Annotated in this window: 18 protein-coding genes; 12 read left to right on the top strand and 6 right to left on the bottom strand. The window is 71.4% G+C overall.

Annotated features, from left to right (window positions below; all coding sequences use genetic code 11):
- Positions 1-123: 123 nt before the first annotated feature.
- From mshD to pstB, 8 genes are all read left to right on the top strand, one after another.
- Positions 124-1,098 carry a mycothiol synthase gene (gene mshD, locus ACZ4WV_RS06045; protein ID WP_465743270.1) on the top strand — a complete coding sequence of 325 codons (975 nt, stop codon included), beginning with the start codon at positions 124-126 and terminating at the stop codon, positions 1,096-1,098.
- A gap of 155 nt (positions 1,099-1,253) precedes the next feature.
- The gene (locus tag ACZ4WV_RS06050; protein ID WP_465743272.1) at positions 1,254-3,605 is read left to right on the top strand and encodes an RNA degradosome polyphosphate kinase; all 2,352 of its coding nucleotides are present in this window, start codon (positions 1,254-1,256) and stop codon (positions 3,603-3,605) included.
- A 121-nt stretch (positions 3,606-3,726) separates the two neighbouring features.
- On the top strand, positions 3,727-4,848 hold the full coding sequence (locus ACZ4WV_RS06055; RefSeq protein WP_465743274.1) for a CHAD domain-containing protein: 1,122 nt from the start codon (positions 3,727-3,729) through the stop codon (positions 4,846-4,848).
- A gap of 1 nt (position 4,849) precedes the next feature.
- The gene (locus ACZ4WV_RS06060) at positions 4,850-5,497 is read left to right on the top strand and encodes an NUDIX hydrolase (RefSeq protein WP_465743276.1); all 648 of its coding nucleotides are present in this window, start codon (positions 4,850-4,852) and stop codon (positions 5,495-5,497) included.
- A gap of 227 nt (positions 5,498-5,724) precedes the next feature.
- Positions 5,725-6,858, top strand: a complete 1,134-nt coding sequence (gene pstS, locus ACZ4WV_RS06065; protein ID WP_465743278.1) for a phosphate ABC transporter substrate-binding protein PstS — start codon at positions 5,725-5,727, stop codon at positions 6,856-6,858.
- Positions 6,859-7,007: 149 nt separating this feature from the next.
- Positions 7,008-7,985, top strand: a complete 978-nt coding sequence (gene pstC, locus ACZ4WV_RS06070; RefSeq protein ID WP_465743280.1) for a phosphate ABC transporter permease subunit PstC — start codon at positions 7,008-7,010, stop codon at positions 7,983-7,985.
- Positions 7,982-9,055 (top strand): phosphate ABC transporter permease PstA, encoded by a 1,074-nt coding sequence (pstA, locus tag ACZ4WV_RS06075; protein WP_465743282.1) that lies wholly within the window; start codon positions 7,982-7,984, stop codon positions 9,053-9,055. Before pstC ends, pstA begins: the two co-directional genes overlap by 4 nt.
- A gap of 41 nt (positions 9,056-9,096) precedes the next feature.
- A complete protein-coding gene (gene pstB / locus ACZ4WV_RS06080) occupies positions 9,097-9,873 on the top strand; it encodes a phosphate ABC transporter ATP-binding protein PstB (RefSeq protein WP_465743284.1) in 777 nt (258 codons plus the stop codon).
- 298 nt (positions 9,874-10,171) lie between these two features.
- On the opposite strand, the gene ACZ4WV_RS06085 is transcribed toward pstB, so the two are convergent.
- Both ACZ4WV_RS06085 and ACZ4WV_RS06090 read right to left on the bottom strand, forming a co-directional pair.
- Positions 10,172-11,167: an inorganic phosphate transporter gene (locus tag ACZ4WV_RS06085; protein ID WP_465743286.1), complete on the bottom strand. Its 996-nt coding sequence runs from the start codon at positions 11,165-11,167 to the stop codon at positions 10,172-10,174.
- A gap of 5 nt (positions 11,168-11,172) precedes the next feature.
- Positions 11,173-11,793, bottom strand: coding sequence for a DUF47 domain-containing protein (locus tag ACZ4WV_RS06090; protein ID WP_380445984.1), 621 nt, complete (start codon positions 11,791-11,793; stop codon positions 11,173-11,175).
- A gap of 393 nt (positions 11,794-12,186) precedes the next feature.
- On the opposite strand from ACZ4WV_RS06090, the gene ACZ4WV_RS06095 reads away from it, so the two are divergent.
- A complete protein-coding gene (locus ACZ4WV_RS06095; RefSeq protein WP_465743288.1) occupies positions 12,187-12,579 on the top strand; it encodes a metal-sensitive transcriptional regulator in 393 nt (130 codons plus the stop codon).
- 52 nt (positions 12,580-12,631) lie between these two features.
- Here ACZ4WV_RS06095 and ACZ4WV_RS06100 read toward each other — a convergent pair whose 3' ends face one another.
- Together ACZ4WV_RS06100 and ACZ4WV_RS06105 are read right to left on the bottom strand one after the other, a co-directional pair.
- A complete protein-coding gene (locus tag ACZ4WV_RS06100; RefSeq protein WP_465743290.1) occupies positions 12,632-12,814 on the bottom strand; it encodes a hypothetical protein in 183 nt (60 codons plus the stop codon).
- A 175-nt stretch (positions 12,815-12,989) separates the two neighbouring features.
- The gene (locus ACZ4WV_RS06105) at positions 12,990-13,889 is read right to left on the bottom strand and encodes an SCO4651 family lipoprotein (protein WP_465743292.1); all 900 of its coding nucleotides are present in this window, start codon (positions 13,887-13,889) and stop codon (positions 12,990-12,992) included.
- 163 nt (positions 13,890-14,052) lie between these two features.
- Here ACZ4WV_RS06105 and ACZ4WV_RS06110 point away from each other — a divergent pair, with 163 nt between their 5' ends.
- Positions 14,053-14,247: a hypothetical protein gene (locus ACZ4WV_RS06110; protein WP_465743294.1), complete on the top strand. Its 195-nt coding sequence runs from the start codon at positions 14,053-14,055 to the stop codon at positions 14,245-14,247.
- A gap of 30 nt (positions 14,248-14,277) precedes the next feature.
- Here ACZ4WV_RS06110 and ACZ4WV_RS06115 read toward each other — a convergent pair whose 3' ends face one another.
- Both ACZ4WV_RS06115 and ACZ4WV_RS06120 read right to left on the bottom strand, forming a co-directional pair.
- Positions 14,278-14,997 (bottom strand): phosphatase PAP2 family protein, encoded by a 720-nt coding sequence (locus ACZ4WV_RS06115; RefSeq protein ID WP_465743296.1) that lies wholly within the window; start codon positions 14,995-14,997, stop codon positions 14,278-14,280.
- A 175-nt stretch (positions 14,998-15,172) separates the two neighbouring features.
- A complete protein-coding gene (locus ACZ4WV_RS06120; RefSeq protein ID WP_465743298.1) occupies positions 15,173-16,351 on the bottom strand; it encodes a C40 family peptidase in 1,179 nt (392 codons plus the stop codon).
- Positions 16,352-16,599: 248 nt separating this feature from the next.
- On the opposite strand from ACZ4WV_RS06120, the gene ACZ4WV_RS06125 reads away from it, so the two are divergent.
- Together ACZ4WV_RS06125 and ACZ4WV_RS06130 are read left to right on the top strand one after the other, a co-directional pair.
- Positions 16,600-16,950: a hypothetical protein gene (locus tag ACZ4WV_RS06125; RefSeq protein ID WP_392902644.1), complete on the top strand. Its 351-nt coding sequence runs from the start codon at positions 16,600-16,602 to the stop codon at positions 16,948-16,950.
- Positions 16,951-17,155: 205 nt separating this feature from the next.
- Complete coding sequence (locus tag ACZ4WV_RS06130) at positions 17,156-17,971, top strand: DUF8175 domain-containg protein (protein WP_465743300.1); 816 nt, start codon at positions 17,156-17,158, stop codon at positions 17,969-17,971.
- Positions 17,972-18,021 lie beyond the last annotated feature (50 nt).

The raw sequence follows: 18,021 nt of genomic DNA on the forward strand, positions 1-18,021 counted from the left end.
CGATGGTACTGCAGGGGGGACCCTGTGGGAGAGTAGGACGCCGCCGAACAATTCTTCTGAAGAACCCCCATCCGGATTCCCGGATGGGGGTTCTTTGCATTTCCCTTGACGTATCGTCGGTGCATGGACGATCAGACAGCGGTCATTGCGAACAACGTGCTCAGCCCGGGGCAGCGCGACGGCGCCCTGCGTGTTCTGGCGGAGGCCCAGGCGGTGGACGGCCGGGCCGCCGTGTCCGAGCAGGGCCGGCTCCGGCTGCGGAACGTCGAGACGGCCCGCCCTGGCGTCACCCACTTCATCGAGACGGAAGCCGGGACCGGGGCCGACGCCGTCCTCGGCTACGGCCAGCTCGAAGTCCCCGGCAGCCAGAGCGCCAACCCCGCCGCCGAGCTGGTGGTGGACCCGGCGGCCCGTGGGCGCGGCCTGGCCCGTCCGCTGGTGGACGCCGTCCTCGCGGAGGCGCACCGGGCGGGGCGCGACGCGGTGGACTTCTGGGTCCACGGCGGCCACCCGGCGGCCCGACACCTGGCCCAGGTGTACGGTGCCGAACTGGTGCGGGAGCTGCGGCAGATGCGCCGCTCCGGTCCCCAGACCGAGGCGGTGCCCGTCCCCGAGGGCGTCGAGCTCCGCACCTTCCGCCCGGGCGAGGACGACGCCGAGTGGCTGCGACTCAACGCCCTGGCCTTCGCCCATCACCCCGAGCAGGGCTCCTGGACCGCCCAGGACCTGGCGGAGCGCCTCGCCGAGCCCTGGTTCGACCCGGCCGGCTTCTTCCTCGCCACCCGTGACGGCAAGGTGGTCGGCTTCCACTGGACCAAGGTGCACCCGGCCACGGCCAGCGAGCCGCAGCTCGGCGAGGTCTACGTGGTCGGGGTGGACCCGGCCGAGCAGGGCAGTGGACTCGGCCGCGCGCTCACCGCGGCCGGCCTGCGTCATCTGACGGGCTCCGGAGCCGGCGAGCGCGGGCTGCAGACCGTCCTCCTGTACGTCGATGCCGACAATCCGGCCGCTGTCCGGGTATATGAACGACTGGGATTCACCATTCACGAGGTGGACCTGATGTACCGAGCCCAGTACCAGGCGGCTCGGCCCGCCTAGCCGCCACCCCACCCGGACCGCACCTCAGGGCCCAGCCGGGCCGGTCGTCGGCGACGGACGGAGGACGGCTCCGCCCCTTGCCCCGACCGACTCAGCTTTCCTCCTGGCCATGCGGTGTTTACCGTGGATTCAATTGCTGCCGCGAAGATCACAGGATGAAGTCCGTAGTGTCTCGCTCGTGCAGAGTCGACCGCCATTCGTCGGCCGGTCCTGTACGGACCGCGCCCGGAGGGTGGGCGCTGTCCCTGGGGGCAACCCGGGGTGAGGACGACGGCCCGCAGAGCCATTCGTGTCCGGACGCCGTCCTGTCGCTGGAGGAGCTGGAGCCCATGAGCATCCCCCGCCCCGTCTCTGCCCCGCCGTCGCCGACGGCCCGGATGTCCGGTTCACTGGGCATCCCGCCGGAGTTGCCGGCCACGGACGAGCAGGACCTCGAAGCCCTGCCGCAGGGCCGTTTCCTGGACCGCGAACGGAGCTGGCTCGCGTTCAACGAGCGCGTCCTGGAGCTGGCGGAGGACCCGGGGATACCGCTCCTCGAACGCGCCAAGTTCCTGGCGATCTTCGCGAGCAACCTGGACGAGTTCTTCATGGTCCGGGTGGCCGGGCTGAAGCGCCGGATTGCCACCGGAGTGGCCCAGCGCAGTGCGTCGGGCCTCCAGCCGCGCGAGGTGCTGGACCTGATCTGGACGCGCTCGCGCGAGCTGATGGCCCGGCACGCCGCCGCCTTCCAGCAGGAGGTGCTGCCGGACCTCGCCGCCGAGGGCATCGAGGTGGTCCGCTGGTCGGAGCTGGCCGAGAAGGAGCAGGCCCGGCTGCACACGCTGTTCCGGCAGAAGATCTTCCCCGTGCTGACCCCGCTGGCTGTCGATCCGGCGCACCCCTTCCCGTACATATCGGGACTCTCCCTCAACCTGGCCGTCGTGGTGCGCAACCCGGTGTCCGGGCACAAGCACTTCGCCCGGGTGAAGGTGCCGCAGTCGCTGGCCCGCTTCCTGGAGGCCTCGCCCCAGCGGTACGTGCCGCTGGAGGACGTCATGGGCGCCCACCTCGAGGAGCTGTTCCCGGGGATGGAGGTGCTGGCCCACCACGCCTTCCGGGTCACCCGCAACGAGGACCTCGAGGTGGAGGAGGACGACACCGAGAACATCCTCAAGGCCCTGGAGAAGGAGCTGATGCGGCGGCGCTTCGGCCCGCCGGTCCGGCTGGAGGTCGAGGAGTCGATCGACCCGTACATCCTGGACCTGCTGGTGCGGGAGCTGAACATCACCGAGGCGGAGGTCTTCCCGCTGCCCGGGCCGCTGGACCTGACCGGGCTGTTCGGGATCGCCGAGCTGGACCGCCCCGAGTTCAAGTACCCGAAGTTCGTGGCCGGTACGGCCCGCGGGCTGACCGACGTCGAGTCGGCCTCGCAGCCGGACATCTTCGCCGCGATGCGCGAGCGCGACGTCCTGCTGCACCACCCGTACGACAGCTTCTCCACCTCCGTGCAGGCCTTCCTCGAGCAGGCCGCCGCCGACCCTGACGTACTGGCGATCAAGCAGACCCTGTACCGCACCTCGGGCGACTCGCCGATCGTGGACGCGCTGATCGACGCGGCGGAGTCCGGCAAGCAGGTACTGGTCCTGGTCGAGATCAAGGCGCGCTTCGACGAGCAGGCCAACATCAAGTGGGCCCGCAAGCTGGAGGAGAGCGGCTGCCACGTGGTCTACGGCCTGGTCGGGCTGAAGACCCACTGCAAGCTGTCGCTGGTGGTCCGTCAGGAGGGCGACACCCTGCGCCGCTACTCGCACGTCGGCACCGGCAACTACCACCCGAAGACCGCCCGGCTGTACGAGGACCTCGGTCTGCTCACCACCGACCCGCAGGTCGGCGCGGACCTCTCGGACCTGTTCAACCGGCTCTCCGGCTACTCGCGCCGCGAGTCCTACCGCCGGCTGCTGACCGCGCCGCGCGGCCTGCGGGACGGGCTGGTCTCGCGGATCCACAACGAGATCGCCCACCACCAGGCGGGCCGGCCCGCGTTCGTGAAGATCAAGGTCAACTCGATCGTCGACGAGACCGTGATCGACGCGCTGTACCGCGCCTCGCAGGCCGGGGTGCCGGTGGACGTCTGGGTGCGCGGCATCTGCGCGATCCGGCCGGGTGTGCCCGGGCTGAGCGACAACATCCGGGTGCGCAGCATCCTGGGCCGCTTCCTGGAGCACTCCCGGGTGTTCGTGTTCGGCAACAACGGCGATCCGGAGGTCTGGATCGGCAGCGCCGACATGATGCACCGCAACCTGGACCGCCGGATCGAGGCGCTGATGCGGCTCACCGACCCGGCACACCGCGCCGAGCTGTCCGGGCTGATCGACCTCGGGATGTCGGACGAGACGGAGTCCTGGCACCTCGGGTCCGACGGCGCGTGGACCCGCCACTCGCTGGACGCCGACGGCCGGCCGCTGCGACACGTCCAGGACCTGCTCATCGACTCGCGTCAACGCCGCCGGGCCGCCACCTCGCGCTGACGCGTCCACTGATGCGAACCGCCGGAGCGGTTCCGGGCCTTCCGAGCCCGAGGGGATCTGCTCCGGCGGTCGGCCACCAGCTCCGGGGGACGGCCCCGGAGGAACGGGGATCTACCACGCCATGACCGATGCGCCGATGACGGCCCAGGCGGCCTCCACAGCGACCGCCGGGGACATCCTTTCCCGCCATCTCACCGCCCAGGCCGGGGCGTTCCTGCGCGCCCTGCCGCTCGCGGTGGGCGAGGTCGGCGCGAGACCCGGTTCGGCCGCGGTCGTTCCGGCGGTGGGTACCGCCGACCTGCTGCGGACCGTCCGGCGGATCGGCGGGCTGCTGCACACCTTCGGCGCCCTCTTCGAGCAGACCTGGGCCCACGAGTCGCGCACCGAACTGCGCTGGCTGCTCAACCTGTTGGCGCTGGAGCCCGGCTACGCCCGCCGGTCCGCGCGGCTGCTGGGCGCGCTGGACTCGCTGAGCGGCACCGCCCCGGAGGGGACGGGCATGCTGGCGGGGCACGCGGGCGCGCCCAAGGCGCGGGCGCTGCTGGACCGGCAGCTGACCCTGGCCCGGACCAGGGCGCACTCCACGGTGCTCCAGGAGCTCCGCTCGGCCCGGCTGCACGCGCTGGCGGACCGGATGACCCTGCTGGTCGGCGAGGCGCCGCTGCTGGACGCGGCGGGCGGCCGGGCCTCGGCGGTGCTGCTGCCGCAGGCGGCCGCCGCGTTCACCGCGCTCGCCGCGAGCACCCAGCAGCTGCCGCTGCAGCGGGCCGCGACCCCGTACGGCGGGGACGGGCTGCGCCGGCTGGGCGCGGTGCCGCAGCCCTTGGCCGCCCTCGGGCAGGAGAGGCCGCTCGCGCGCGTCCCGGTGGACGCGGACACCGCGCTGGCGGCCGACGACGCGCCCTGGTCCCGGCTGCGGATCCTGGTGAAGCGGGCCCGGTACGCGCTGGAGGTGTGCGGCCGGCCGTCGCCCGAGCTGGACGAGCTGGACGTGGTGCTGGGCCGGCACCAGGAGGCGGCGGACGCCGCGGTGACCGCCGCGACCGCGGCGCGCACCCCGAGGATCACCCCGGCGACCGCCTACGTGCTGGGCGTGGTGCACGCCGATCAGCGACTGGAGGTGGAGGCGGCGCGGTACGCCTTCGGCCGCCGGTGGCCCGACCTCCCGCCGGGCCCGGAGGGCTGGCTGGAGGTCCCCCCGGCCGAGGGCTGGGGGCATTCCCCCGCACCACGGACGGCCTGACGTGCGTGATCGCTCGAGCAGCGGCCTGACCCCCGGTGAGAGCCGGCCTCCGGGCCCCGGACCCAGCCCGGGTCCGAGCGCCGGGCACAGCTCCGACGACGGCCGAAGCCCGGGTGCCGACTCAGCAGCCGCCACCGCCATCACCGCCGCAGCCGCAGCCGCCGCAGCCGGAACGGCCCGGGGCCCGGTGATCCTGGCCGCGGGCGCGGTGCTGTGGCTGCCGGGCCGGCCGAAGCGGAGCGGCCGGCTGGGACGGCCGCGGGTCGCGGTGATCCACCGCCCGAAGTACGACGACTGGAGCCTGCCGAAGGGGAAGCTCGACCCGGGCGAGGGGGTGGTCGGGGCGGCGCTGCGCGAGGTGCGGGAGGAGACCGGCTTCCACTGCCTGCTCGGCCCGGAGCTGCCCACCCAGCACTACCTGGCGCAGGGCCGTCCGAAGGAGGTCCGGTACTGGGCGGCGGTGCCGACCAGCGGGGCCTTCCACCCGAACCGGGAGGTGGACCGGCTGGAGTGGCTGCCGGCCGGGAAGGCCCGGGCGCGGCTGACGCACGACCGCGACCGGTTGCTGATCGACGCCCTGCTGCTGATCCTGGGGGCGAAGCCCGTACGGATGAGCGGTGAGCCCCCGGTGGAGGAGCGGGGGAAGTGATCTCCCCGCACCCTCGCCGTGATGCAACCGTTACTACGTGGCGTAGTTTCCTGACATCCGTTCGAGGTTCACTCGCCGTTCACTTGCGACCGGCTGTCGTGTCACCTGCCCGGCTTAGCTTCGGGATCACCGGAGGGCCGAACGGGCCCCGGACCTCAGCAAAACCCGTGCCCGGCCGTCCACGGACGGCCCGCGCGACGGGCAATGCCACAGAAAGGGACACCCCTGTGAAGCTCCAGCGGAACGGCCGCTCCAAGGCCCTCGCCATCGGTGCCATGGCGCTCGTCAGCTCGCTGTCGCTCGCCGCCTGCGGTTCGGACGACAACAACACCACCAAGGCGTCCGGTGGCTCCGGCGGCACCACTGCGGCCTCGTCGATCAACTGTGGCAAGGCCGGTTCGCTGATCGCCGCGGGTTCGACCGCCCAGGGCGCGGCGATGGACGTGTGGAAGACCACCTTCAGCGCCGCCTGCTCCGGCACCACCATCAACTACCAGGGTGGCGGCTCCGGCGCCGGCATCCAGCAGTTCAACCAGGGCAAGATCCAGTTCGCCGGTTCCGACTCGGCCCTCAAGCCCGCCGAGGTCGACTCCTCCAAGGCGGTCTGCTCCGGCGGCCAGGGCATCGACCTGCCGATGGTCGGCGGTCTGATCGCGCTGGTCTACAACGTCGACGGCCTGGACAACCTGGTCCTGGACGGCCCGACCGCCGCCAAGATCTTCGACTCGCAGATCACCAAGTGGAACGACCCGGCGATCGCCGCCCTGAACCCGGGCGCCAAGCTGCCGGACGCCGAGATCCAGACCTTCCACCGCTCGGACGACTCCGGCACCACCGAGAACCTGACCAAGTACTTCGCCGCCGCCGGCAACGGCGCCTGGTCCTACCCGGCCGGCAAGGCCTGGGCGGGCAAGGGCGGCCAGTCGGCCAACGGCAGCGCCGGTGTCTCGGCCCAGGTGAAGCAGGTCAAGAACTCGATCAGCTACGTCGAGCTCGCCTACGCCCAGACGAACAGCCTGAAGAGCGCCGCGATCAACACCGGTGCCGCCAAGCCGGTCGCGGCCACCGCCGAGAACGCCGCCAACACCTTCGCCAAGGCGCAGGTCGCCGGCACCGGCAGCGACCTCTCGCTGAAGCTCGACTACGCGACCAAGGACGAGGGCTCCTACCCGCTGGTCCTGGTCACCTACGAGATCGTCTGCGACAAGGGCAACAAGGCCGACACCCTCGACACCCTGAAGTCCTTCCTGACCTACACGGCCAGCGACGCCGGCCAGAAGGCCGTCGGCGAGAAGGGCTACGTCCCGCTGCCGAAGACCCTCACCGACAAGGTCAACGGCGTCATCACGACCCTGGCCTGACCCGTCAGGCCCACCGGTGGGACGGCCCCGTGAGCGAGGGGGGCCGGGGCCGTCCCACCGGAACGACCGACCCAGCACCAACGTCCGGGGCACCGCCGCCATGGTGCCGTCCCCCTTCCGGGGCGGCGCCACCAGACCGGAGTACACCAATGACTTCATCCTCCCCTGCCGCCCCGCGAGGCAGGGAACGCCGACAGCGTGACAGCCGCGTCGGCGACAAGATCTTCATGAACCTCGCCCGTGGCTCGGGCATCCTGCTGCTGGTCATCATGGGCGCCATCGCCGCCTTCCTGGCCTGGCGCTCCGTCCTCGCGCTCAGCACCAACCAGGGCAACTTCCTCACCACGTTCGAGTGGACGCCGGACGCCCCGAAGCCGGTCTTCGGCATCGCCGTCCTGGCCGTCGGCACCATCGTCAGCGCCGTCATCGCGATGGTGATCGCCGTTCCGGTGGCGATCGGGATCGCGCTGTTCATCTCGCACTACGCGCCGCGCCGGATCGCCCAGCTGTTCGCCTACCTGGTCGACCTGCTCGCCGCCGTGCCCAGCATCGTCTACGGCCTGTGGGGCGCGCTCTTCCTGGTCCCGCACATGGACGGCCTGACCAGCTGGCTCAACGACTACCTGGGCTGGACGTACATCTTCGACCAGACCAAGACCGGCACCCCGCGCAACCTGTTCACCGTCGGCATCCTGCTGGCGATCATGGTCCTGCCGATCATCACCGCGGTCTCCCGCGAGGTGTTCCGCCAGGTGCCGCGGATGCACGAGGAAGCGGCGCTCGCGCTCGGCGCGACCCGCTGGGAGATGATCCGCACCGCGGTGCTGCCGTTCGGCCGCCCCGGCATCATCTCGGCCTCGATGCTCGGCCTCGGCCGCGCGCTCGGCGAGACCATCGCGGTCGCGGTGGTGCTCTCCGCCAACAACGTCCTGTCGCTGCACGTCCTCGACGCGGGCGGCGGCACCTTCGCGCAGAACATCGCGCTGAAGTTCGCCGAGGCCGGCGACAACGGGCGCAACGCGCTGATGGCCTCCGGCCTCGTCCTGTTCGTCATCACCCTGCTGGTGAACGGCGCCGCGCGACTGATCATCGCCCGCCGCAAGGAGTACTCGGGGGCCAACGCATGACCGCCGTCACGACCGCCCCCTCGGACGCCCGGCCGCTCGGCCGGACGCTGACCGCCAACCGGCTGCCCAAGTGGGCCCCACCCGTCACCGTCGCCGGCTCGATCGCCGTCGGCTGCGCGATCGGCGCCATCGGCGGCCTGCGCAGCCACCTCCAGTGGGGCCTGATCTCGGCCGTGCTGTTCCTGCTGGCCAGCTACCTGGTCTCGGCCCAGGTCGAGGGCCGCCGCCAGGCCAAGGACCGGCTCGCCACCTCGGTGGTGTGGGTCGCCTTCATCCTGGCCGTCGTCCCCCTCGTCTCGCTGACCGTCTACACGGTCCAGCAGGGCATCGAGGTGGTGAACGGGAACTTCCTGAGCCACTCGATGCGGGGCGTGATCCAGTCCGGCCCCGGCGGCGGCATCTACCACGCGCTGATCGGCACCCTGCAGCAGGTCGGTCTGGCCACCGCGATGGCGGCCCCGCTGGGCCTGCTGACCGCCGTCTACCTGGTCGAATACGGCCGCGGCCGGCTCGCCAAGGCCGTCACCTTCTTCGTCGACGTCATGACGGGCATCCCGTCCATCGTCGCCGGTCTGTTCATCCTCTCGCTCTGGAACCTCGCCCTGGGCTTCTCCTACTCCGGCTTCTCGGGCAGCCTCGCGCTGGCGATCCTGATGATCCCGGTCGTGGTCCGGTCCACCGAGGAGATGCTCAAGCTCGTCCCGAACGAGCTGCGCGAGGCCTCGTACGCCCTCGGCGTGCCGAAGTGGAAGACCATCCTGCGGATCGTCCTCCCCACCGCCATCGGCGGCATCACCACCGGTGTGATGCTCGCGGTCGCCCGCATCACGGGTGAGACCGCCCCGGTGATGATGCTGGTGTTCGGCGCGGACGCGATCAACACCAACCCGTTCGAAGGACCGCAGCAGTCCCTGCCGATGTACATCTGGCAGCAGTACTCGATGGTCAACAACGACTTCGGCTACGCCCGTGCCTGGGGTGCCGCGCTGGTGCTGATCGCCTTCGTGATGGGGCTCAACCTCATCGCCCGGGGCATCGCACGCTGGCGCTCGCCCAAGGGCGGACACTGACCGACCACTGACGTACGAAGAAGACGAGAGAAGCAACGATCATGGCCAAGCGCATCGACGTCAGCGGACTGTCGGCCTACTACGGCACCACCAAGGCCATCGAGGACATCTCGATGAGCATCGAACCCCGTTCGGTGACGGCCTTCATCGGCCCCTCCGGCTGCGGGAAGTCCACCTTCCTGCGCACCCTCAACCGGATGCACGAGGTGATCCCCGGCGCCCGGGTCGAGGGCAAGGTCCTGCTGGACGACGAGAACCTCTACGGCGCCAACGTCGACCCGGTCGCCGTGCGCCGCTCGGTCGGTATGGTCTTCCAGCGGCCGAACCCGTTCCCGACCATGTCGATCTACGACAACGTGGTCGCCGGGCTCAAGCTCGCGGGCGTGAAGAAGAAGGCCGTCCTGGACGAGGTGGTGGAGCGCTCACTGAAGGGCGCCAACCTCTGGAACGAGGTCAACAGCCGGCTGAGCAAGCCCGGCGCGGGCCTCTCCGGCGGCCAGCAGCAGCGGCTGTGCATCGCCCGGGCGATCGCGGTCGAGCCGCAGGTCCTGCTGATGGACGAGCCGTGCTCCGCGCTCGACCCGATCTCCACCCTCGCCATCGAGGACCTGATCGGCGAGCTGAAGTCGCAGTACACCATCGTCATCGTGACCCACAACATGCAGCAGGCGGCCCGCGTCAGCGACCGCACCGCCTTCTTCAACCTGTCGGGCGTGGGCCAGCCGGGCAAGCTGATCGAGCTGGACGACACTCAGCGGATCTTCTCCAACCCGTCGGTCCAGGCGACCGAGGACTACATCTCCGGCCGCTTCGGCTGAGCCGCCGGACACCGGCTGTCCCGCGGTGCTGCATGGCGGTGCCGCCGCGGGACATGAGAAGGGCCCGCCCCCGAGATGTGGGGGCGGGCCCTGTCTGTTACTCATTCGCTTACTCACCCGCTCGCCTCCGGGGCGCTCTGGCCCGGTGCCGACCGTCGGCGCTCCTGCGCTCGTGCCTCGCTTGTCGCTTCTCCCTTTCGGCACCGGCGCGCCCCTTCGGCTCGGGGCGGGGGTTCACCCGCTCGCCTCCGGGGCGCTGTGGATCCGGTGCTTCGGCTCGGGGCGGGCCGTCCGGGGCTCAGCCCCAGAACAGGTGCACGAACCAGTACACCAGCGCCGCGACGATGGCGGCCGCCGGCATCGTGATGAACCAGCCGAGCACGATGTTCTTCGCGACGCCCCAGCGCACCGCGCGGATCCGCTTGGTGGCCCCCACACCCATGATCGCCGCGGTGATGACGTGGGTGGTGGAGATCGGCGCCTTGAAGACGAACGACGTGATGTACATGATCGCCGAGGAGGTGGCCTCGGCCGCGAAGCCCTGCGGCGGGTCCAGCTCGATGATCTTCCGGCCGAGGGTCCGCATGATCCGCCAGCCGCCCGCGTAGGTGCCCAGCGACAGCATGGTCGCGCAGGAGATCTTCACCCAGACGGGGATGTCACCGGTGGTCTGGTGACCGGAGATGGTGAGCGCCATCACCACGATGCCCATGGTCTTCTGGGCGTCCTGCAGACCGTGCGCCAGCGCCATCGCGGCGGCCGAGGCGGTCTGGGCGACCCGGAAGTTGCGCTTGGCACGGTGCGGGTTGGCCCGGCGGAAGATCCACAGGATCGCCAGCATCACGAGGAAGCCGCCGACCAGGCCGACCACCGGGGACACGATCATCGGGATGACGATCTTGTCGACGACCCCGCTCCAGATCACGTCGATCCCGCCGGCCAGCGCCGCGCCCACCATGCCGCCGAACAGCGCGTGCGAGGAGGAGGACGGCAGACCGAAGTACCAGGTGACCAGGTTCCAGGCGATCGCGCCGACCAGGGCGGCGAACAGGATCGCCATGCCCTGGTTGCCGGACGGGGTCTCGATGATCCCCTTGGAGACCGTGTGCGCCACGCCGCTGCCCAGGAAGGCGCCGGCCAGGTTCATCACCGCGGCCATCGCGAGCGCGGCCTTCGGGGTGAGCGCCCGGGTGGAGACCGAGGTGGCGATCGCGTTGGCCGAGTCGTGGAAGCCGTTGGTGTAGGTGAAGAAGAACGCAACGCCGATGACGGCGATGAGTGCTGCCATGTCCACGAGGGTCAGGACTCCTTGACCGCGATGGTCTCCACGGTGTTGGCGACGTGCTCGAACGCGTCCGCCGCCTCCTCAAGGACGTCCACGACCTGCTTGAGCTTGAGCACCTCGATGGCGTCGTACTGGCCGGAGAAGAGGTGGGCGAGCAGCTTGCGGTGGATCTGGTCGGCCTGGTTCTCCAGCCGGTTGACCTCGATCCAGTACTCCGTGAGGTTCGACATGGTGCGCAGGTTCGGCATCGCCGCGGCGGTCAGCTCGGCGGCCCGGGCCAGCACCTCGATCTGCTGCTCGATGCCCTTCGGCAGGGTCTGGATGTCGTAGAGGACGACCAGGTCGACGGCCTCCTCCATGAAGTCCATGATGTCGTCCAGCGACGAGGCCAGGCTGTAGATGTCCTCGCGGTCGAACGGCGTGATGAAGGAGGAGTTCAGCTGGTGGAAGACGGCGTGGGTGGTGTCGTCCCCGGCGTGCTCGGCGGCGCGCATGCGCTCGACGATCTCCGCGCGGGCCGAGACGTCTGATCCCAGCAGTTCCAGCAGGAGCTTCGAGCCGACGACCAGGTTCTCCGCCGCGGCGGCGAACATGTCGTAGAAACTCGTCTCCTTCGGGGTCAGGCTAAAACGCACGGAAATCTCCGATGTGCGGGGTAGGGACTGAACGATGCTAGGTGCAACCGAGCGCAATCGCGCAAACGGGGTGGTACCGGGGGAGGCGGAACCTCCTCTTCCGATCGGCTGCCGCACCGGCTGATCCGCACCGCACGGCCAGGTGCGGACGGGAGCCCCCAGTCTGACGGAACCTCGCCCGGAACGCCCCCGTCGTGCGCCTCCGGGACGGGGGCGCCGCTCAGACGGGTTAACCGCACCGGAGCCCGCGCGGGAGCCGGCGCAGAGGCCGCACCGGAGCCCGCACCGGCCGTCCGGCACATGCCGAGTGGGCCGTCGGAACACCACGGAAGACCCGGGTGTTGGACACTGGTGGCCGACGCAGCCACCAGGCACTCAGACGAAGGCGGGCCGATGACCACGACGCAAGCGCGCACCGAGCCGGACGACGCGCACGAAGCCGAGCCGCAGGCCGACACCGCCGCCGCAGCCGTGGCCGCCGCAGGACACCGGAACGGGCACGGCCCGCACGGCTACAGCGCGCAGAAGGACGCCCACCTCAAGCGGCTGCGCCGGATCGAGGGCCAGATCCGCGGCCTCCAGCGGATGGTCGACGAGGACGTCTACTGCATCGACGTGCTCACCCAGGTCTCGGCCAGCACCAAGGCCCTGCAGTCCTTCGCGCTCTCGCTGCTGGAGGAGCACCTGCGGCACTGCGTCGCCGCGGCCGCCGAGCAGGGCGGCGTCGAGCTGGACGCCAAGGTGGCGGAGGCCACCGCCGCGATCGGCCGACTGCTGCGCAGCTGAGCCACCGGCCAGGACGGTCCGGACGGCCAGGACGGTCCGGACCTACCGGCCGTCAGCCCTCGCGCTCGCCCCGGCCCGGCTCCACCCGGTCCAGCAACACCTCGTCGATCCGCTCGGTCGGCAGCCGGTCGCCGCTGCTGGCCGTCGCGGCGATCATCAGCTCGCCGGCCAGCTCGATCTCGTCGAGGGCCGTGTCATCGTGGCCGCCGTTGCGGCCGCCCGTGGACGACACCACTCGCACCACCCCTTCAGTGCCTCGCCAGCCCGGGCGGCAGCCACCCGACGTCCAGCCTAGGCACTCCGGGGCCCGCCCACATGGCACGGACGGGCCATCTCGGCGCCGCCGAAACGGGTGGCCGTCGCTCCCCGGACGGCCACCCGCTCCGGCGGCGCCCCGTCTGCCCCCCGTACTACTTCGGGCTCTCCGAAGGCTTCATCTGGTAGATGTCCGAGGCCGGCGGCTCGGCCGCCTCGACCGGCTTGCCGAAGTCCGACAGCGAGGTCGTCGAGGTCACCTTCACCTGGTCCTTGGCCTCCTTCGACCCGGCCACCCCGGCGAAGGTGAACACCTCGACCACCTTGTGCAGCCGCCCCTGGTCGTCCAGCCAGGCGTCGTACGGGACCTCCTTGACGGTGAAGGTCTGCCCGCCCATCCGCAGACCGTCCCCGCCCCGGCCGCCCGTCGCGTCGGCCGCCTTGGCCAGGTCCAGGGTGCCCCGGTAGTGGTGCAGCGAGGCCCCGTCGACGGTCTCGGTGCCGACCAGGTCGGCCTTCTGCACCCCGCGCAGCGCACCGGCCGCCGAGGCCGGATCGGTGGCGCCGCTGCTCACCAGGTTGCCGTCCGGCAGCTGACGCACGTCCAGCTTCACCCACTTGCCCTCGGGCACCTTGGCGCCGCTGTTCTGCAGGTAGACGGTGCCGGGCAGGACCACCTCGACGATCTTCCCGGTGGTCGCCGCGCCCGGCGGCACCTGGACCTCCAGCCGGCCGATCCGCTTCACGTAGTCGTAGCCGCCCGTCCCGCTGAAGGACGCCTTCTTCTCCGCCGACTCGGTGACCAGTTCGGTGGCGGCGTGCGCGGAGCCGGTGCGACCGGTGATGTCGGCGGCGTTGCGCACCGCCGTCAACGGGTCGGTGGCCAGCTGGTCCGCGGCGCCCGTCCCCTGGTCCGAGGAACCACCGCCGGAGTCGCCCGTGCACCCGGCGGCTCCCGCGGCCAGGACGGCGGCGAGCAGGGCGGCCCCGGCCGCCGAGCGCAGGTGTGGCCCCGGACGGCGCGCTGGCCGCCCGGTTCGCTGCTGGTCGGTCATCTTCATCCTCGCGACAACCCCCTCGGGCCCGACTGCCCTGCCGGGACACCACCGGGTGGGCAGAGCTCTTTCCGGGCAAACGAGTTGGGCCGCGAAGGGTTACGGCGCCGGCGGAAACCGGACGAGTCGCCCGTCGGCCGACCGGCGCGTTACCGTGAACCACGTGCACAGTGAGCTGCCGGCCTCGCCCGGCACCGCCCGGATGCCCGAGCACCGCGTCGCGGTCGGCGAACGCGGTTCCTTCGCCTACGCGACCTGCAGCTGCGGCTGGTACTCCGCCGCCCGCCGCTCACGCGACCTGGCCCGCCGCGAGGGAGCCGGCCACCTCGCCGACCACGGTGGCGGCGAGCCGGACTAGGCCCGGGGGCTCCGCAGGCTGCCGAGGCGCTCAGGCCGCGAGGTCCGACTCCGGCGGCTGCTCCTCCGAGCGCACCGCCCCGCGGCCGCGCCGCCGGCCCCGCGGGGCGGTGCCACGGACCGGGCCGCCGCGCTCCGGCGCCCGGATCAGCGGGGCGACGGCCGTGCGGCTCAGCGCGTGACAGAACGGGACCAACACCGCCATCGCGATCGGCGCCAGCAGCAGCACCACGGCCACCGCGAGCGCGAAGCCGCCGATCACGTCCGTCGGGTAGTGGACGCCCATGAACATCCGGCAGAAGCCCTGCAACAGGGCCAGTCCGCCGGCGATCCAGCCCAGCCTCCGGTTCACCAGGAACAGCGCCACCGCGACGGCCATCGTCATGGTCGAGTGGTCGCTCACGAAGGAGTGGGTGCCGGCCTTGCCGTCCACCAGCACCAGCAGCCCGGGGTGGTCGACGAAGGGCCGCGGACGGTTCACGATCGCGGCGATCGGCAGGTTGGCCAACTCCGCGACGGCCACCGACAGCGGCACCCAGAGCAGGCCCGCGATCGCCACCGGCGCGTCCGTCCGGCGCCGGGCCTGCAGCCAGGCCACCAGCCCGAGCATGGCGAGGCCGATCAGGATGCCGTACTCGCCCACCCAGGAGACCAGGTGGTCCAGCCACTGGGGGGCGCGCTTGGCCAGGCCGTTGACGGCGTAGAGCAGGCCGAGGTCGGGGTTGGTCGTGTCGGCAAGCGGCGTCGACACGCCGCACCTCCTTCTGGTCCGCAGCAGCTGGTTCCGGCCGGGTCCCGCCCGGAGCGGAGAGCTGACGAGGGGCCACCGGATCAAACGTCATCTCCGGTGCACAGCGTTCCACGGAAAACGCGCGGTTATGGAAACTTGACTCAGCGTCCACAGCGCACACACAGATCCGCCAGGCTCAGCCGCCCGAGAGGGGCTGGCCGGGCGCGGTGGGGGCGGGCGGTGCGGCGACCGCGGGGCGGGCCGGGGGCAGCGGGCCGGAGGCGGCCGCCGGGGCGGCGGCGGGTGCCGGGGCGGCGGCGGGTGCCGACGGGGTCGTCGTGCCCGGGCGGCTCGGGGCGTTGACCGCCCCGCTGTCGTTGCGGGTCGGCAGCGCCTGGGCGCCGTCCGAGGTGACCCGGGTCGCTCCGATGTACTCCCTGGTGTCGATCTTGTCGTAGCGGATCACCGCCCCGGTGTGCGGCGCGTTGATCATGTAGCCGCCGCCGACGTAGATCCCGACGTGGTGGATGCTGCGCGGATCGCTCAGGTCCGTCGCCCAGAACACCAGGTCTCCCGGCCGCAGCTGATCGCGCGACGGGTGCGGACCTGCGTACCACTGGTCGTTGGCCACCCGGGGCAGGTTGATGCCCACGCTGGCGTACGCGGCCTGGGTGAGCCCCGAGCAGTCGAACCGCCCGTTCTGCGAGGGCAGGCCCTCACCGCCCCACAGGTACGGGGTGCCGAGCTTGGTCTGCGCGAAGTAGATCGCGGCCGCCGACTGCGCCGACACCTCCACCGGCGCGGTCGGCGCGGTGAAACTGCGGGCCATCGCCTGGATGTTCCGCACGTACCCCTGGGTCTCCCGGTACGGCGGGATGCCCCTGTTGCTCGTCACCGCGTACGGGCCGGCGTTGTAGGCGGCCAGCATGTTGGCCTGCGGATCGCCCGGCACCCCCGCGACGTCCTTGGCGAGCGCGCAGTCGTAGGCCGCCGCCGAGGCGATCGCGTCGTACGGGTTCCAGACGTCCTTCTTGCCGTCCGCGTCGCCGTCCGTCGCGTACATCGGCCAGGTGCCCGGCATGAACTGCGCCATTCCCTGCGCCCCGACGCCGGATTGGGCCTTCGGATCGAAACCGCTTTCCTGGTACAGCTGCGCCGCGAGCATCGGCGGGGAGATCTCCGGACAGAGGGATCCCCACTTCTGGATCGCCTCCTGGTAGGCGGCCGGAACGGTCCCCGGGGAGAGGGCGTAACGATTCGCCGACTGCTGCGGCGTCCCACTCGCCGCAAGCGTCCCCGTGGTCACCAGACCGATGAGCCCGAACGCGACAACTCCCGCAGCGGCGGCGGCCGTACCGGCCTTCCGGAGTACCATCAGCACCATCCCGACGAATCGTCAGTCGAAGTGTCCCGGAAGGCGTTGCTCACCGCAATCATCAGAGATACAAAGAGTGAGCGCTATCCTTCGTACGGTGGACATCCTCGCGTACGTGTCCGACGCCTCACGACCAATCCGCGAGAAGTAGCCAAGTCGACATCAGATCTGGCCAAGAATAGGTACCGACCCTTCGCGCGGGCGGGGTCCGGGCCCTTGAATTTGCCTGATCGGGCGGTGAGATGGAAATGAACCTGAGCAGCGTGCACACCTATGCGGTCGGCCACCTGGCCGAGGACCCACCCAAGAAGCCGAGCATCGACACCATCATCGGCGGGATCGCCCCGGACTGGGGCCCGTTCGCGAGCCTCGGGTCGGAGGCCCGGGTGATGGTCGAGGTCATCATGGCCATCGCCATCCTCGTCTGCCTCGGCCTCGCGGTATGGGGTGCCGCGAAACAGCGGATCGGCGCCACCGCGATGCGCGACAGCTTCGGCGCCGAACAGGGCAAGGGGCTGATCATCGCCGGGCTGACCGGCGTGTTCATCATCGGATCACTCGGCACTCTGTTCACCATTGTCTACGGCATGGCCATCTGACGAGCCAACAATCCGACAAGCCGACGATCCGAACACCTGACGACAGGGCAGCAGTCACCCGGCCCGCCTGAGGACAGGTCTCCGTCCCCACCCCACCGGGGGGCGGCCGCCAGGAGCCCACCCCCGTCCCCACCCCCCGTCCGCGCCCGCCCCCGGACGGAGGGCCCCCGGAGCCGCCCAGGCTCCCCGCACCAGGAGGGCCGCCGTGCCGTTGTCCGACGACCAGCCGCACACCCGTACGCGGCTGCCGGTCGGCGACCAGCCCGCGACCCCGCCGACCCTCGGCCAGTCCCGCCCGCTGCGCGCCCTGCTGGCCGTCCTCGTGGTCGTCACCCTCCTCGTGGTGGCCGTCGCCATCGCCAACCGCGGCAAACCCGACCCGGGCACCGGCGGCAGCTCCGCCGACCGCGCCGCCCCCACCGCCCCCTCCGGCGCCGGCCCGGCCCCCAGCGGCGACCAGCCCGTCGCCACCACCGCCAACGGCATCGCCAGCGGCTTCCCGCACACCGAACAGGGCGCCCAGTCCGCCGCCACCAACTACGTGGTGGCGATCGGCTCCGCGGACATGTTCCGCACCGACAGCCGCCACACCATCGTCGCCACCATCGCCGACCCGGGCGCGGTGGGCGCGCTGCAGAGCCGGCTCGACCAGGGCTTCGGCGGCGACACCGCCGCCCGCTACGGCCTCGACGCCCAGGGCCGCGCACCCAAGGGCCTCACCTTCGTCAGCCGCACCGTCCCGGTCGGCGCCAAGTCGGCCGGGTACACCGACGGGGACGCCAAGGTCGAGGTGTGGTGCACCGGCCTCACCGGCCTCGCCGGCGAACGCTCCGTCCAGCCGGTGACCGCGAACTGGTTCACCCTCACGCTCTCGCTCCACTGGACGGGCGGGGACTGGAAGCTCACCGACTTCGCCAGCAGGCAGGGCCCCGCGCCGATGCCCGGAGACCAGCAGGCCGCCACCGCCGATGAGATCACCGGCGCCGTCCAGCAGTTCGGGGGGTTCCGCTATGCCCGTTGACCAGCCCTCACGCCGCCCCTTCCGCCGACGTGCCGCCCGCCGCGCGGGCG

The sequence above is a fragment of the Kitasatospora sp. NPDC029312 genome (genome assembly GCF_055569215.1).

What these genes read in the sequence shown, in the direction of transcription:
- mshD (WP_465743270.1), top strand. Translation starts at nt 124, where the DNA reads ATGGACGATCAGACAGCGGTCATTGCGAACAACGTGCTCAGCCCGGGG.
- ACZ4WV_RS06050 (WP_465743272.1), top strand. Translation starts at nt 1,254, where the DNA reads ATGAAGTCCGTAGTGTCTCGCTCGTGCAGAGTCGACCGCCATTCGTCG.
- ACZ4WV_RS06055 (WP_465743274.1), top strand. Translation starts at nt 3,727, where the DNA reads ATGACCGATGCGCCGATGACGGCCCAGGCGGCCTCCACAGCGACCGCC.
- pstC (WP_465743280.1), top strand. Translation starts at nt 7,008, where the DNA reads ATGACTTCATCCTCCCCTGCCGCCCCGCGAGGCAGGGAACGCCGACAG.
- pstA (WP_465743282.1), top strand. Translation starts at nt 7,982, where the DNA reads ATGACCGCCGTCACGACCGCCCCCTCGGACGCCCGGCCGCTCGGCCGG.
- pstB (WP_465743284.1), top strand. Translation starts at nt 9,097, where the DNA reads ATGGCCAAGCGCATCGACGTCAGCGGACTGTCGGCCTACTACGGCACC.
- ACZ4WV_RS06095 (WP_465743288.1), top strand. Translation starts at nt 12,187, where the DNA reads ATGACCACGACGCAAGCGCGCACCGAGCCGGACGACGCGCACGAAGCC.
- ACZ4WV_RS06105 (WP_465743292.1), bottom strand. Translation starts at nt 13,889, where the DNA reads ATGACCGACCAGCAGCGAACCGGGCGGCCAGCGCGCCGTCCGGGGCCA.
- ACZ4WV_RS06120 (WP_465743298.1), bottom strand. Translation starts at nt 16,351, where the DNA reads ATGGTACTCCGGAAGGCCGGTACGGCCGCCGCCGCTGCGGGAGTTGTC.
- ACZ4WV_RS06125 (WP_392902644.1), top strand. Translation starts at nt 16,600, where the DNA reads ATGAACCTGAGCAGCGTGCACACCTATGCGGTCGGCCACCTGGCCGAG.